The 14,263-nt window shown below is 73.5% G+C and carries 13 protein-coding genes and 5 pseudogenes; 9 read left to right on the top strand and 9 right to left on the bottom strand.

Going from position 1 to position 14,263, the window contains the following annotated elements:
• Positions 1 to 193 precede the first annotated feature (193 nt).
• The 3 genes and pseudogenes from DK389_RS07480 to DK389_RS07470 form a co-directional block, all read right to left on the bottom strand.
• Entirely contained in the window at positions 194 to 664 is a 471-nt protein-coding gene (locus DK389_RS07480; RefSeq protein WP_109888525.1) for an RrF2 family transcriptional regulator, read from the bottom strand.
• Positions 665 to 710: 46 nt separating this feature from the next.
• Positions 711 to 1,196: a dUTP diphosphatase gene (gene dut, locus DK389_RS07475; RefSeq protein ID WP_109888523.1), complete on the bottom strand. Its 486-nt coding sequence runs from the start codon at positions 1,194 to 1,196 to the stop codon at positions 711 to 713.
• A pseudogene (locus tag DK389_RS07470) lies at positions 1,193 to 2,079 on the bottom strand (HpcH/HpaI aldolase/citrate lyase family protein). The gene dut and the pseudogene DK389_RS07470 overlap by 4 nt, the downstream one beginning before the upstream one ends.
• Between DK389_RS07470 and DK389_RS35525 the strand changes: the two are divergent.
• From DK389_RS35525 to DK389_RS07455, 4 genes and pseudogenes are all read left to right on the top strand, one after another.
• Positions 2,021 to 2,622 (top strand): annotated as a pseudogene (locus DK389_RS35525) (DUF429 domain-containing protein); the annotation flags it as partial. The pseudogenes DK389_RS07470 and DK389_RS35525 sit on opposite strands and share 59 nt — an antisense overlap.
• Positions 2,623 to 2,791: 169 nt before the next feature.
• Entirely contained in the window at positions 2,792 to 2,953 is a 162-nt protein-coding gene (locus DK389_RS35850) for a hypothetical protein (RefSeq protein WP_472436461.1), read from the top strand.
• Positions 2,950 to 3,473: pseudogene (locus tag DK389_RS07460) on the top strand (NUDIX hydrolase). The gene DK389_RS35850 and the pseudogene DK389_RS07460 overlap by 4 nt, the downstream one beginning before the upstream one ends.
• 75 nt (positions 3,474 to 3,548) lie before the next feature.
• A pseudogene (locus DK389_RS07455) lies at positions 3,549 to 4,212 on the top strand (carbonic anhydrase).
• Between the two features lie 93 nt (positions 4,213 to 4,305).
• Here the strand turns inward: DK389_RS07455 and DK389_RS07450 are convergent.
• On the bottom strand, positions 4,306 to 5,007 hold the full coding sequence (locus tag DK389_RS07450) for a DUF4142 domain-containing protein (RefSeq protein ID WP_109888521.1): 702 nt from the start codon (positions 5,005 to 5,007) through the stop codon (positions 4,306 to 4,308).
• A gap of 375 nt (positions 5,008 to 5,382) precedes the next feature.
• Between DK389_RS07450 and DK389_RS07445 the strand changes: the two are divergent.
• The 4 genes and pseudogenes from DK389_RS07445 (at position 5,383) to nudC (ending at position 8,618) form a co-directional block, all read left to right on the top strand.
• Positions 5,383 to 6,248, top strand: a pseudogene (locus DK389_RS07445) (universal stress protein).
• 151 nt (positions 6,249 to 6,399) lie between these two features.
• Positions 6,400 to 7,005 (top strand): hypothetical protein, encoded by a 606-nt coding sequence (locus DK389_RS07440; protein ID WP_109888519.1) that lies wholly within the window; start codon positions 6,400 to 6,402, stop codon positions 7,003 to 7,005.
• 257 nt (positions 7,006 to 7,262) lie between these two features.
• Positions 7,263 to 7,679: an HIT domain-containing protein gene (locus DK389_RS07435; RefSeq protein WP_109888518.1), complete on the top strand. Its 417-nt coding sequence runs from the start codon at positions 7,263 to 7,265 to the stop codon at positions 7,677 to 7,679.
• Between the two features lie 9 nt (positions 7,680 to 7,688).
• Entirely contained in the window at positions 7,689 to 8,618 is a 930-nt protein-coding gene (nudC, locus tag DK389_RS07430; protein WP_109896117.1) for an NAD(+) diphosphatase, read from the top strand.
• Between the two features lie 27 nt (positions 8,619 to 8,645).
• Here the strand turns inward: nudC and modC are convergent, their stop codons facing one another.
• The 5 genes from modC to DK389_RS07405 all read right to left on the bottom strand — a co-directional run bounded on the left by modC (position 8,646) and on the right by DK389_RS07405 (position 13,215).
• The gene (gene modC, locus DK389_RS07425) at positions 8,646 to 9,752 is read right to left on the bottom strand and encodes a molybdenum ABC transporter ATP-binding protein (RefSeq protein ID WP_109888516.1); all 1,107 of its coding nucleotides are present in this window, start codon (positions 9,750 to 9,752) and stop codon (positions 8,646 to 8,648) included.
• A 4-nt stretch (positions 9,753 to 9,756) separates the two neighbouring features.
• Entirely contained in the window at positions 9,757 to 10,449 is a 693-nt protein-coding gene (modB, locus tag DK389_RS07420) for a molybdate ABC transporter permease subunit (RefSeq protein ID WP_109888514.1), read from the bottom strand.
• 218 nt (positions 10,450 to 10,667) lie between these two features.
• Complete coding sequence (locus tag DK389_RS07415; protein ID WP_109888505.1) at positions 10,668 to 10,868, bottom strand: hypothetical protein; 201 nt, start codon at positions 10,866 to 10,868, stop codon at positions 10,668 to 10,670.
• 164 nt (positions 10,869 to 11,032) lie between these two features.
• Positions 11,033 to 12,871, bottom strand: a complete 1,839-nt coding sequence (ilvD, locus tag DK389_RS07410; RefSeq protein WP_109888503.1) for a dihydroxy-acid dehydratase — start codon at positions 12,869 to 12,871, stop codon at positions 11,033 to 11,035.
• A 107-nt stretch (positions 12,872 to 12,978) separates the two neighbouring features.
• A complete protein-coding gene (locus DK389_RS07405) occupies positions 12,979 to 13,215 on the bottom strand; it encodes a DUF2798 domain-containing protein (protein ID WP_109888501.1) in 237 nt (78 codons plus the stop codon).
• A gap of 106 nt (positions 13,216 to 13,321) precedes the next feature.
• Between DK389_RS07405 and DK389_RS07400 the strand changes: the two genes are divergently transcribed.
• Positions 13,322 to 14,239: a 50S ribosomal protein L11 methyltransferase gene (locus tag DK389_RS07400; protein ID WP_109888500.1), complete on the top strand. Its 918-nt coding sequence runs from the start codon at positions 13,322 to 13,324 to the stop codon at positions 14,237 to 14,239.
• Positions 14,240 to 14,263 lie beyond the last annotated feature (24 nt).

Below are 14,263 nucleotides of genomic sequence, written 5' to 3'. Positions count from 1 at the left end.
TGCCGGCTTGCCCGTTAAGCGAGCTTGAAGGCGGGAGGCCCGCAACCCGAACGGTCCGAATCGGAACCGGACAAAAATCGACCGATCGCGCGGACGGCTTAGGCTGCGTGCACAAAATCCTGCCGGTGCCCGTCGCCTCGACGCCGCGAAGGCGTGAGAGCGTCGGCTTCGCCCCGATCATCCGGAGGCCGCGTCAGATATCGAAATGAGGTTCCTGGCGCTCCGGCCGCACCGCGTCGAGCGCCTCGGCCTGACGGCAGAGATCCTCCACCGTCACGGCATCGAGGGCCGAGAGGAAGGCCGCCTGGGCCGCACGGATCGTCGGCTCGACGATCGCCCCCATGGGGCTCGACGTCGCCCCGTCCTCCTCCTCGAGGCTGCCCGCGGCGCGGGCGATGTCGCCGACGCTGATCCGGCGCCGCTCGCGGGCAAGTTCGTAGCCTCCGCGCGGGCCGCGCACGCCCTTGAGCAGGCCGTGCCGGACGAGGGCCTGCAGCACCGTCTCCAGGTGGCGCGGCGGCAGGCCGTGGCGGGCGGAGAGGACGCGGGCGTTGACCGGCTGCGGCCGCGCGTGGAGGGCGATGTCGATCACGGCCGCCGTGGCGAGGCGGAGGCGGGCGGCCGCGGGGCCGGCCGGCGCTGGGGGCGGCGGATCGGAGCGCATGGGGCTCACCTGTACGCCGTTCGACCGCGGAATGCGCCCATCCGCGTCAGCGCCGGCCGCTCGATCCGAACCCGCCGCTGCCGCGGGCGGAGCCCGCCGCCGCCTCGCCGTCCGGCACGATGACGAGGGTCGGGCGCGTGACGCGCGTGAAGACGAGCTGCGCGATCCGGTCGCCGGGCTCGATCCGGATACCCAGGCCCGGGGCCGGGTTGCGGTTCCAGGCCGAGACGAGGAGCGGCCCCTCGTAATCCGCGTCGATGACCCCTGTGCCGTTGCCGAGGATCAGCCCCTCCCGGTGGCCGAAGCCGGAGCGGGGCAGCACCAGCCCGCACCAGTCCGGATCGCGGATCGCGACCACGATCCCGGCCGGGATCAGGGCAGGCGCGGCCTGGGGCTCCAGGACGAGGGGGACGTCGAGGCAGGCGTGGAGATCGAGGCCCGCCGCCGCGGGCGAGCCCCAGCGCGGAAATCCCCAATCCGGGAGCCGCTTGTCGAGGAGGCGGATCGCGACCTCCAGGGGGGCGCCGCTCATGCCCGGCGCGCGTCGATGGCCTCGGCCATCGCGAGGGTGCGGCGGGCCTCGTCCGCGTGCAGGCGCTCGATCATCCGCCCTCGAAGGGGATCGCGCCGCGCCCCCGGTTCTCCGGCGCGGCGAAGGCGTCGAGGATCGCGCGCGCTTGCCCGATCTCGGCCTCGCCCGGCCCGAACACGGCGTTCGCCGCCTCGATCTGGCTCGGATGAATCAGCATCTTGCCGTCGAAGCCGCAATCGCGGCCCTGCTCGCACTCGGCCCGGAAGCCGGCCTCGTCCCGGAACGCGTTGTAGATGCCGTCGATGATGTCGATCTCGTAGGCGCGCGCCGCGGCGACCGCGCTCATCAGCCAGGGCATCAGCGCCGGCCGGCCCGGCACGCCGAGTCGCACGCGGCTCGCCCGGGCGAGGTCGTTGGGCCCGAGCACGAGGCAGGCGAGCCGGGTGTCGACGTCGCGGGCGGCGCTGGCGATCGCGCCGATCTCCAGGATGGCGAGCGGGCTCTCGATCATCGCCCAGACCCGCAAGGGGCCGGGCGCCCCGAACCGGCGCAGGCGCGAGCCCACCGCGACGAGATCGTCCGGGCGGTGGACCTTCGGCACCACGATGGCGTCCGGGCCGGCAGCCGCGATCGCGGCGAGGTCCGCTTCGCCCCAGGGCGTCTCGAGCCCGTTGACCCGCACCACCACCTCGCGCCGCCCGAAGCGGCGGTCGGCGACCGCCTCGGCCACGCGGGCGCGGGCCTCGTCCCGGGCCTCCGGCGCCACCGCGTCCTCGAGGTCGAGCATCACGACGTCGGCGGGAAGGCCGGCCGCCTTCTCCAGCATGCGCGGGCTCGATCCCGGCAGGGACAGGACGCTGCGACGGGGGCGGATCTCGGTCATGGGGGCGCCTCCTCCTCGCCGGGTATCCTGCCGGCCGGTTCGCGGATACCGTCCCGCGGGACCCGATTCAAGGATCGGGCGGGGAGGGGCGAGGATGGCGCGCTGGATCGCGGGCCTCGACGGCTGCCGGGGCGCCTGGGCCGGCGCCTTGCTCGATCTCGACGATCCGGAATCCTGGCGCGTCGCGCTGTTTCCCAGCATCGCCGCGCTCCTCGACGGGCCGGAGGTGCCGCTCGCGGCCGGCATCGACGTGCCGATCGGCCTGCCGGACCGGGTCGCGGGGGCGGGCGCGTCGCCGACCGGGCGGCGCGGGCCCTGCTCGGGCCGGGCGGACGATCCAGCGTCTTCCCGGTGCCGCCGCGCTCCGCCGTCTACGCGGAGACCTACGAGGAGGCCAAGGCGCTGTCCCGCGCGGCGAGCGAGCCGCCCTTCGCGCCCTCGATCCAGTGCTGGAACATCCTGCGCTACGTGCGGGAGGCGGACGGGCTGCTGCGGTCGCGGCCGGATCTCGCCGCGCGCCTGCACGAGGTCCACCCGGAAGTGGCCTTCCGCACCCTCAATCGCGGGCAGCCGCTCGCCGGCGCCAAGAAGGGCCGGCGCGGCGGCAGGGGCTCGACGCGCGCCGCGCCCTCCTGCTGGCGGCCGGCCTGCCGCCGCCCTCGTCCGCTCGGAGCGGCCCCGCGGGGTCGGCGCCGACGACCACCTCGACGCGATGGCGGCCCTCGTCGTCGCCCGCGACATCCTCGAGGGCCGCGCGGTCCCGCTGCCCGACCCGCCGGGGCGCGACGCCTACGGGCTACCGGTCGTGATCTGGGCGCCCGGGGACCCGTCGTCGCGACAGGGAGCGGGCGAAGCTGCTATGCGGAGGGCATGAGCGACACGAAAGCCGACGCGCTGCCTCTGCGCCACATCGCCCGCGCCCTGGTCTTCGACCCGGCCGACCGCCTGCTCCTCATCGCCTACGAGGCGGTGCGGCCGATCGATTCCGAGCGGCCCGACGCGCGCGCCTTCTGGTTCATGCCGGGGGCGGCCTGGAGCCTGGCGAGACCCACGAGCAGGCCTGCCGGCGCGAGCTCGGCGAGGAGATCGGCGTCGCGGACGCGCCGATCGGCCCGCTCGTCGCCACCTGCGACGGCCCTTTCCGCCTGTTCCGCAAGCCCCGCGACGCCCGCGAGCGCTACTTCCTGGTGCGCCTGCCCTCGGACGAGATCGACACGGGCCGGCTCGCCGAGACCGAGGACAACCCGGTCCTCGGCACCCGCTGGTGGAGCCTCGCCGAACTGGAGGCGAGCGGAGAGCGCATCGAGCCGGCGGGCCTGGCGGCCCTCGTCCGGCGCATCCTCGCCGGGGATATCCCGGCCGTTCCGGTCACGTTGTCGTGGCGTAATGCTTGAGTCGGCAACGCTGTCGAGACATGCCAGTTACATCGCCGCCATTCTGATACGCCGCGACGGCCGGAGAGATGCACGATGTTCCCTGAATCCCTGACCGAGGGCTACCGCTCCTTCCTCGGAAACCGTTTCCCGAACGAGAGCCGGCGCTATGCCCAGCTCGCCAAGACGCAGGACCCCGACGTGCTCGTCATCGGCTGCTGCGACAGCCGGGTGTCGCCGGAGGTGATCTTCGACGTCGGCCCGGGCGAGTTGTTCGTGATCCGCAACGTCGCCAACATCGTGCCGCCCTGCGAGACCGGCGGCGAGTATCACGGCACCTCGGCGGCGATCGAGTTCGCGGTGCAGGCGCTGGAGGTGAAGCACATCGTCGTGCTCGGCCACGCCACCTGCGGCGGCATCAAGGCGTTCGCCAACAAGGCCAAACCCCTCTCGTCGGCAACTTCATCGGCAAGTGGGTCTCGCTGGTGAAGCCGGCCGAGGAGAAGGCGGGCGATTCCTCCGCACCCGACTACCTCACCCGCATGGAGCACGCGATGGTGAGCCAGAGCATCGAGAATCTCGGCACCTTCCCTTCGTGCGCGAGCGCGTCGAGGCCGGGACGCTTCAGCTCCACGGCGCGCATTTCGGCGTCGCGACCGGCGAACTCCTCGTGCGTGACCCGGAGACCGGCGATTTCGCCCCGATCACCGACCGGGCCGGCCAGAGCCTGCGCCCCTCGTCCCTGATCAGCTGCACCTGAACGGGCCGCCGCATGCGAGAACGGCGGGCTCACGCCCGCCGTTCCCCCCGATCCGGTGGCGGGAACCCGCCACCGGCTATCCATCACCGCGGATCAGCGGGCGCCGGGCAGGCGCTGCGCCATCGCGTAATGCTCCTGGAGCACCGGCAGGGCCTGCTGGGCGTAGTTCCGCAGCGCCGGGCTCGGCCCCGACGAGGCGTAGGCCTGCGTCAGCGCGAGCGACTGCTGGTGCGCCATGACCTGCTGCTGGCCGTAGAGGCGGTCGAAGCGCGGGCCGGGCGGGGTCGCGGAGAGTTCCGCGAGCATCGCCTGCTGCTCCGGGTTCGGCGGCACGATCGTGGTGCCGGCCGTGCCGTCGACGTCGCCCGTCGCCACGCGGCTGCCGACCGCCGCGCCCCGCGCCGCGCCCGCGCCGATCCCCTCGACGCCGCCGACCGGGCCGCCTGCCAGCGTGCCGCCGACCGCGCCGGCCGCTGCACCCGTGGCCGCGCCGACCGCACCGCCGGCTACCGCCAGCGGCGCCTCGATCAGGCCGCCGACCGGGCCACCGCCCGCGACGTAGTTCCGCTCGCCGCCCGCCAGCGCCACGTTGGCGGCGCGGTGATCTCTGATCGCGTGCTGCGCGAAGTTACGGACAGCCGGGTTGCGCGACTTCGACAGCGCGATCTGGCTCGACTGGATCTCGAAGGCGTTGGCCTGCATGGCCTGGAGGCGGAAATCGCCCGCGCCCTGGGCCATCGCCGGGGTGGCGAGAGCCGTCATCAGGGCGGACATGGCAACGTACTTCTTGAACATAGGGGACCTCGATCTGCGATATTCGACGTGCGCAGCCGGCCCCGGCGGTCGATGACCAATCGTGGCTGCCGCCTTGCACTTCACGCCGTCAACGGGGACTTCCGGGCTTTGTTCCTAGATAAGCTGGGCCCATTTTCACAGGCGGTCAGCCAAGACTTGGCTGTTGTCTTCCCTTCGCGACGCTGAGCTTGGCCGTGATCTGAGCAAGATGTCGGCGCGGGCCGTCTCGCCCCTGCGAAAATGCGTGTGCGTCCGCGAGATCGATGAGTTCCACGCCGGAAGGAAGCGCTCTAGCATCGGCGCGCGAGCGCGCGATGCGGCCGAACTCCCGGGCGGCCGCGTCACCCCGCCCGCGCCGGTATGGAGTTCACGGTGATGAAGACGCTTCTCGTACCCGTCGCCCTGCACGACACGCTGCCCTCCGTGTTCGCCACCGCGACCCTCGCCGCACGCCGCTTCGGCAGCCTGATCGAGGGCGTGTCGCTGCGCCCGGCGCTCGCGGAATACGTCCCCGTCGACATGGTCGGGGGCATGACGTGGCTGCGCGACGAGGAGGCCGACCGCGCCGAGGCCGAGGAGGCGGGCGAGCATTTCATCGCGGCGATGGAAGCCTCGGCGATCCCGCGCCACCCCCGTGACGGCCTCTGCATTCCCGAGAACGTCGCGGCGGGCTGCGGGCCGCGCTACCGCTGGCGGCAGGACGTGCCGGCGGGCGACGCCTTCCTCGGCCAGTACGCGCGCCTGTTCTCGGCGACGGTGGTCGGGCGGCCGGGCTCGGAGGATGCCTCGCCCCGGATGGCGACCTTCGAGACGGCTCTGTTCGAGGGCGGCCGGCCGATCCTGCTAGCACCTCCGGTCCCGCCGACGAGCCTCGGCGAGGCGGTGCTGATTGCCTGGAACGGCTCGACGGAGACGGCCCGGGCCGTCGCCTTCGCGATGCCCTTCCTGCTGCAGGCCAAGCGCATCCTCGTGCTCAGCGTCGAGGGCGGGACCGTGCCGGGGCCGAGCGCGGAGGACCTCGCGCAGTCGCTCGCCTGCGAGGGCATCGCCGCGGCGCACCGGGCCCTGCCGGCCGGGCGCCGCACGCCGGGCGAGACCTTCCTGGCCGAGGCGAAGGAGTTCGGGGCCGACCTCCTGATCAAGGGGCCTACACCCAGAGCCGCCTGCGCCAGATGATCTTCGGCGGCCCGACGAGCCACGTCCTCGCCCACGCCGACCTGCCGGTGCTGCTGGCGCACTGAGCGCGTCCCGCGCGAAGCTCTGTAGGGAGCAGAACGGGCCCGTCCCGCGCGAAACCGTGAGCGTACGGTCCGGAACCGAGGCGGCGGGTCCCCGTTGCCGGTGATCCCGGCCAAGCTAGTCTGGCCGGGCCGGAGGCTTGGCCCGACCCGCATGCGATCGATTCTCTCCGCCCTCGTCCTCCTCGGCCTGTCGGCCGCGCCCGCGCTCGCCGATCCGGACGAGGATTTCGGCACGCGCTACCGCGGCACGGTGGAGACGCGGGAGGGGGACGTCCTCACCCTGCGCCTGCGGGCCGGCGGAACGGCCGCGATCCGGATGAACGACACGACGCGGCTGCTCACGGCGGCGCCGGCCACGGTGCGCGACATCAAGCCGGAGAGCTACGTCAGCGCCCTGTCGCTGCCCGAATGCGGGACGGCGCGCCGGGCCGAGGCCGTGACGATCCACGCACCCGACCTGCGCGGCTGGTTTTCGGGCCACCGGTCCTGGGACACGATGCCCGACGCGGCGCTGACCGGCGGCTGGATCGGGGATCTCTCGGGCGACGATCCGCGCCGGGTCGTGCTGAATTACGAGGGCGGCACCAAGACCGTGACGGTCGCGGCCGACACGAAGGCGACGCAGATCACGCGGGGCGAGAAGGCGCTCCTGACCGCGGGCGCCGAGGTGACGGCCTTCGTCGCCCCGGACGAGGCGGGCAAGCCCGTCGCCGAGATCATCGCGGTCGGCCGCCGCGGCGCCGTGCCGAGCCTGTGAGGCCGTCGCGCGCGGACCCGGCGGCCACCTCTCCATTCAGGCATCGTCTGCACCATCGTCTGCACCGAGGCTCACGTGCGGGCGCGGGAGACGCGCCGCGCCCCCTCTCCCGTTCGGGAGGGGGTCGGGGCGAGGGGTGCGCCCTTTCCGGAAGGACCTGTATCCCTCACCCGGTCCGCATCCTGCGGACTCGACCTCTCCCGGACGGGAGAGGTGGGCCTCGCGGATCGGGCGGCGCTGCCCTAGATGCTGGCGCGATGCACCCGGAATTCACCCTCGACCCGCGGCTTGCCGCCGACACCGTGCCGGTCGGCGACCTCGCCCTGTCGAGCGTCCTCCTGATGGACGACGCGCGCTTTCCCTGGCTCATCCTCGTGCCGCGCCGGGAGGGCGCGAGCGAGATCACCGATCTCGGCGCGGACGATTCCAGCCTCCTCTGGGAGGAGATCCGCCTCGCGATGGGGGTGATGCAGGCCCTGTCGCGTCCGGACAAGGTCAACGTCGCGGCCCTCGGCAACGTGGTGGCGCAGCTGCACGTCCACGTCGTCGGCCGCTTCCGCTCGGATCCCGCTTGGCCCGGCCCGGTCTGGGGGCAGGGAGAGCGAAAGCCCTACCCGCCGCACGCCCGCGCCCAGCTCGTCGAGCGCGCCGCCGCGCTCTTCGCCGCGGCCTGACCGCCCGTGCTGGACGCCTCCCTCGCCCGGCTCGGCTACGCCCGGAGCCGGCTCCGCCGCCACTCGGCCGAGGCCGGGGAGGGCGCGGTGCCGCCCCTCGACGCTCCGGACGCCGCCTGGGTGCTGTTCGCCGGCGACCGAGTGGTGCTCACGCGCGAGCCCGCCAGCGCATTGCTGAATCCGGACGTCGCGGCGCGGGTGCCCGCGCTCGCCGTGCCGGTCTTCCTCGGACGCCTCGACGGGGGGCGCCTCGACGGGCGTCCGGTCTTCGCCGCCGCGATCGAGCCGGCGGCCGCCGACGACCTCGCGGGCGGGCCCGCGCACCACAGCCTCGACCTGCGCAGCCTCGCCGCCGAGGGTGCCGTGGCGGCGGACGAACTCGGCCTCCTCGCCACGGCGAAGTCGCTCCTCGCCTGGCACGCCCGCAACGGCTTCTGCGCGCATTGCGGCTCGCCGAGCCTGCCCGCGGCGGGCGGCTTCCGGCGCGATTGCCCGGCCTGCGGCACGCACCATTTCCCGCGCACCGACCCGGTGGTCATCATGCTGGTGCGCCGGGGCGACACCTGCCTGCTCGGCCGCGCGCCCCGCTTCAAGGAGGGGATGTATTCCTGCCTCGCCGGCTTCCTGGAGCCCGGCGAGACCGTGGAGGACGCGGTGCGGCGCGAGACGCGGGAGGAGGCCGGCATCCGGGTCGGCGCGGTGCGCTACCTCGCCTCCCAGCCCTGGCCCTTCCCGGCCTCGCTGATGCTCGGCTGCGTCGGGGAGGCGCTCGACGACGCGATCACGATCGACCCGACGGAGCTCGCGGACGCCCGCTGGTTCCCGCGCGCGGCGGTGGCGCAGATGATCGCGGGCGCGCATCCCGAGGGCTTGAGCGTGCCGCCGCCCATGGCGATCGCGCATCTCCTGATGCGCGCCTTCGTCGACGGGGCGGCGTGACCGGTCCTCGATCGGCGCGCGACGGCGTCAGATCTCGATCGGGCGCCGGCCCGTGCCGACGCCGGCCGGGTCGAGGGCGACGCTCTTGACGATGGCGTAGACGGCAAGACCCGGGACCAGCCCGAGGTCCTGCGCCGAGGCGCGGGTCAGGTGCGCGGCGATCGCGACGCCGCCGCACGCGATCTCGACCATCACGGCGTCCCCCATCGGCGTCAACGCGGCGATGCGGCCGGGCAGCATGTTGCGGGCACTGAGCCCCACCGGCCTCTGCGTCGCCAGGAGCACGTCCCGGGCGGGCAGGCGCACCCGCACCGGGCTGCCGAGCGGCCGCCCGAGATGCGGCACCACGAGGTGCCCGGCGTCGCCCGTGAGCCGCGTGATGCCACCCGCCGGGTCGTGGTCCTCCACCACCATGTCGAGGAGGGCGCCGGCCTCCGCCTCGTGGGCGGGTAGGAGTTCGGCCCGGCGCAGGATCGTGTCGGCGGGCCCGGCGGCGGCGACGCGCCCCTCCTCCAGCACCACCACGGTGTTGGCGAGCCGCGCCACCTCGGCCACCGCGTGGCTGACGTAGACGATCGGGATGCCGGCCTCGTCCCGCAGCCGCTCGATATAGGGCAGGATCTCGGCCTTGCGGGCCTCGTCGAGGGCGGCGAGCGGCTCGTCCATCAGGAGCAGGCGGGGCTTGGCCAGCAGCGCCCGACCGATCGCGACCCGCTGCGTTTCCCCGCCCGAGAGGCCGGCCGGGCGCCGGTCGAGCAGGTGACCGATGCCGAGCATCTCCACCACGGACGGCAGGTCCGCGCCCAAGCCCGCCCGCCGCCCGGCGAAGAAGCGCCCGTAGCTGAGATTGCCCCGCACGCTGAGATGCGGCAGCAGCCGCGCCTCCTGGAACACGCAGGCGATCCGGCGGCGGTGCACCGGCACGCTGAACCGTGTCTCCGTGTCGAGGAGCGTCTCGCCGCCGACCGCGATGTGGCCCCGGTCCGGCCGGGCGAGGCCCGCGATCAGGTGGATCAGGGTGCTCTTGCCGGAGCCCGAGCGGCCGAACAGGGCGGTGAGCCCCGGCCCGCTCGCGAAGGCGGCCTCGAGCGAGAAGGCGCCGCGCTTCAGCGCCACGTCGACCGCGAGCGTCATCGGATCAGGCGCTCCCGAGCCGGCGGGAGACCCGCCGGGCGAGCCACTCGGACGCGAGGAGCGCGCCCATCGAGACGGCGATCGAGACGAGGGTCAGCCGCAGCGCGCCGCCCTCGCCCCCCGGCACCTGGGTCAGGGTGTAGATCGCGGAGGGCAGGGTCTGGGTCTCACCCGGAATGTTGGAGACGAAGGTGATGGTGGCGCCGAACTCGCCCATCGCCTTGGCGAAGGCCAGCACCGCGCCGGCCAGGATGCCCGGCAGGCTGAGCGGCAGGGTCACGGTGAGGAAGACGGCGAGCGGGTTGGCGCCCAGCGTCGAGGCCGCCTGCTCCAGGCGCCGGTCGACGGCCTCGAGCGACAGGCGCATCGCCCGCACCATCAGGGGGAAGCCCATCACCGCGCAGGCGAGCGCCGCCCCGGTCCAGCGGAAGGCGAAGACGATGCCGAACTCGGCGAGGAACGCCCCCGCCGGGCCCTTCCGTCCGAAGGCGAGAAGCAGCAGGTAGCCCGTCACCACGGGCGGCAGGATCAGGGGCAGGTGGACGAGCCCGTCGAGGAGGGTGCGGCCGTGGAAGTCGCGACGGGCGAGGAGCCAGGCGACCGCGAGGCCGGGAACGAGGCTCGCCAGCGTCGCCACGCTCGCCACCTTGAGGCTGAGGGTGAGGGCGACCCATTCCTCGGGCGTCAGGCCGAGCATGGCGCGATCCCGGTGTCGTGTGCGCCCGCCCGCCCGCGCCGGCGGGCGGCCGACGAGCGCGGACCGGGTCCGCCGCGTCGATGCCGTCGTGAGGGTTCGATGGGGGCGCCCCTGTCACTGCGACGCCGCGTCCGGACGGCGGGTCGCGGGGATGATAGGGGCGGACGCCGCGCACACAAGCGCCGTCCCGCACACGCGGGCCCTGCGCGGGGCGAGAATCAGCCCCGTGCCTCGTCGTCCGTCCGGGCGACGACCGTCTCCGACCGGTGCAGCCGGCTCAGCAGGACGAGGAGCTGGCCCGGCATCGGCGTGTCGAGCCCGTCGCCGCCCAGCGACCGGCTGCGGCGGCGGCCGGGTCGGGGGCGGGGTTCGGTGGTGAGGATCACCGGCTCGCGGCGGCCGGACCGTTTCTTGTTCATACGCGAACGCAGCCTCAGAAGCCTTTCCGACTCGGCGGAAAGCCAGCTAGAACGCGCATCCGCGCTCTCCGTTCCGGCCGAGCTTACGCCCACAGGATGAACAAACTGCCGCATCCTTGGGCGGTTCCAGCTCGGCCGTGCGGAGGACCACCGAGATCCGCGGATCACGCCTCCGGGAGGCTGCGCACCGCGCCCTTTGCGGCGCTCGTCGCCAGCATCGCGTAGGCGCGCAGCGCCGTGCTGACCTTGCGCTTGCGGGGGGCGGCCGGGCGCCAGCCCGCCGCGTCGCGCGCGGCCCGGCGGCGGGTCAGCTCGGCCTCGTCCACGGCGAGGTGGATGCGCCGGTTCGGGATGTCGATCTCGATCGGGTCGCCCTGCTCCACGAGGCCGATCAGCCCGCCCTCGGCCGCCTCCGGCGAGACGTGGCCGATCGAGAGGCCCGAGGAGCCGCCCGAGAAGCGCCCGTCGGTCACGAGGGCGCAGGCTTTGCCGAGGCCCTTCGATTTCAGGTAGCTCGTCGGGTAGAGCATCTCCTGCATGCCGGGGCCGCCGCGGGGGCCCTCGTAGCGGATCAGCACCACCTCGCCGGCCTTGACCCGGCCGTTGAGGATGCCGTCCACCGCCGCGTCCTGGCTCTCGAAGACGTGGGCGGTGCCCGTGAAGGTGAGGATCGCGGCGTCGACGCCCGCCGTCTTCACGATGCAGCCGTCCACGGCGAGGTTTCCGTAGAGCACCGCGAGCCCCCCGTCCTGCGAGTAGGCGTGCGCCGCGTCGCGGATGACGCCGGCCTCCCGGTCGAGGTCGAGCTCGTCGAAGCGGGATTCCTGGCTGAAGGCGACCTGGGTCGGCACCCCGCCGGGCGCCGCCCGGTAGAAGGTCTGGACCGCGGCGCTGCCCGAGCGGCGCACGTCCCAGCGCTCGAGGGCGGCGCTCAAGGTCCCGGCGCTGACGTTGCCGACGTCTGTGTCGAGGAGGCCCGCCCGGTCGAGCTCGCCGAGGATGCCCATGATGCCGCCGGCCCGGTGCACGTCCTCCATGTGGATGTCGGCCACCGCCGGGGCGACCTTGCAGAGCACCGGCACGCGCCGGGACAGCCGGTCGATGTCGGCCATGGTGAAGGGCACCTGCCCCTCGTGCGCGGCGGCCAGGAGATGCAGCACCGTGTTCGTCGAGCCGCCCATGGCGATGTCGAGCGTCATCGCGTTCTCGAAGGCCGCGAAGCTCGCGACGGCGCGGGGCAGCACGCTCGCGTCGTCCTGCTCGTAATGGCGGCGGGCGAGGTCGACGATGAGGTGGCCGGCCTCCACGAACAGGCGGCGCCGGTCGGCGTGGGTGGCGAGGACCGAGCCGTTGCCCGGCAGCGCCAGGCCCAGCGCCTCGGTGAGGCAGTTCATGGAATTGGCCGTGAACATGCCCGAGCACGAGCCGCAGGTCGGGCAGGCCGAGCGCTCGATCACCGCGACGTCCTCGTCGGAGACCCGGTCGTCGGCCGCCGCGACCATCGCGTCGACGAGGTCGAACTTGCGGGTCACGCCCTTCATCACGACCTTGCCGGCCTCCATCGGCCCGCCGGAGACGAACACGGCCGGGATGTTGAGGCGCAGCGCCGCCATCAGCATGCCGGGGGTGATCTTGTCGCAGTTCGAGATGCAGACCATGGCGTCGGCGCAATGCGCGTTGACCATGTACTCGACGGAATCGGCGATGAGCTCCCGCGAGGGCAGGGAGTAGAGCATCCCGTCGTGGCCCATGGCGATGCCGTCATCGACCGCGATCGTGTTGAACTCCTTGGCGACGCCGCCGGCCTGCTCGATCTCGCGCGCCACGAGCTGGCCGAGATCCTTCAGGTGGACGTGGCCGGGCACGAACTGCGTGAACGAGTTCACCACCGCGATGATCGGCTTGCCGAAATCGGAATCCTTCATGCCGGTGGCGCGCCAGAGGCCGCGGGCGCCGGCCATGTTGCGGCCGTGGGTGGTTGTGCGGGAGCGATAGGCGGGCATGGGGGTGCGCGGGATCCGGGATCTTTCGGGCCTTGGCCCTAACCCGGCACCCTCTCTCACGAATGCGGCCGGGAATTCAACGCGGGGCGGCCCGGCCACGCTTCCGGTCAGCCCTGCTTCTCCAGCGTGAGCGCGTCGGCGAGCCGACGAATCAGGGGAGCGGCCAGCAGGACGACGGGCAGCATCGCCCCCCAGGCGATCAGCCACGACCGGAGCCAGCCCGCGAGGAACGCACCCTCGGAGGCGAGGGGCAGGCTCGCGATGCCCGAGGCGACGGCGCAGGTGAGGCCCGACTGGATCACACCGTAGATGAAGTGGCTGTGCCTGCGCGACAATCCGAGCATTCCGCGAGCGTCTCCTGTGGGGGGCGGTTGCCGGGAGCGGATTCATGCCCCGTGCCAGGGCGGAAACCATGTGACAGGCGGGCCTTTGGCGCTTAGAGCCGGGCCCATGCTCGAAGGCTTGCCGCCCCACCGCCCGACCCACGTCCTGCGCCTCCTCACGGACGAGCGATCGGCCCGCGCCATGACCGACATCCTCGGGGAGATGTTCGACCCGACTGAGACGGCGGTGGCCGCCTTCGAGGCGGAGGACGGCGTGACGTGGCGGCTCGAAGCCTACTTCGCCGAGGCGCCGGACGAGGAGATGGTGCGCGAGCTGATCCGCCCGATCGTCGGCGATCAGGCCGACGTCGCGGATTTCCAGACCATCGACCAGCAGGATTGGGTGCGCGCCTCCCTGGAGGGCCTGAAGCCGGTGCGGGCCGGCCGCATCCTCGTGCACGGCGCGCATGACCGGGCGCATGTGCGCGCCAACGACCTGCCGATCGAGATCGAGGCGGCCCTCGCCTTCGGCACGGGCCATCACGGCACCACCCTCGGGTGCCTGCGCGCCCTCGTCGCCGCAATGAAGCGCGGCCGCCCGGCCCGGGTGCTCGATGTCGGGACCGGCACCGGCATCCTCGCCTTCGCGGCGGCCCGGGCGCTGCGCTCCACGGTGGTCGCGGGCGACCTCGACCCGGAGGCGGTCCTCACGGCGCGCGCCAACGCGCGGCTCAACGGGCTGACGCCCTGGCTCCGCCTCTACCAGGGGCCCGGCGTGCAGCACGCGCTGGCCAACCGCCCGCGCCGGTTCGACGTGGTCTTCGCCAACATCCTGGCCCGGCCGCTGAAGCGCCTCGCCCCCTCCCTGACGGCCGTCGTGGCGGAGGGCGGCGTGCTGATCCTGTCCGGGCTGATCGAGCGCGACGTGCCGGGCGTGCTCTCGACCTATCGGCACAGGGGCTTCCACCTCGCCGAGAAGGGCGTCATCGAGGGCTGGGCGACGCTCGTGCTGCGCCGTGGCGGGGCGGCCCCACGTCCGCGCTAGAGCCGGTTGCCCGGCGCGGGCCGG

Source organism: Methylobacterium durans (genome assembly GCF_003173715.1).
Lineage (GTDB): Bacteria > Pseudomonadota > Alphaproteobacteria > Rhizobiales > Beijerinckiaceae > Methylobacterium > Methylobacterium durans.
The sequence above is the reverse complement of the archived record's forward strand: the minus strand, read 5'-3'. Positions and strand labels throughout refer to the sequence as shown.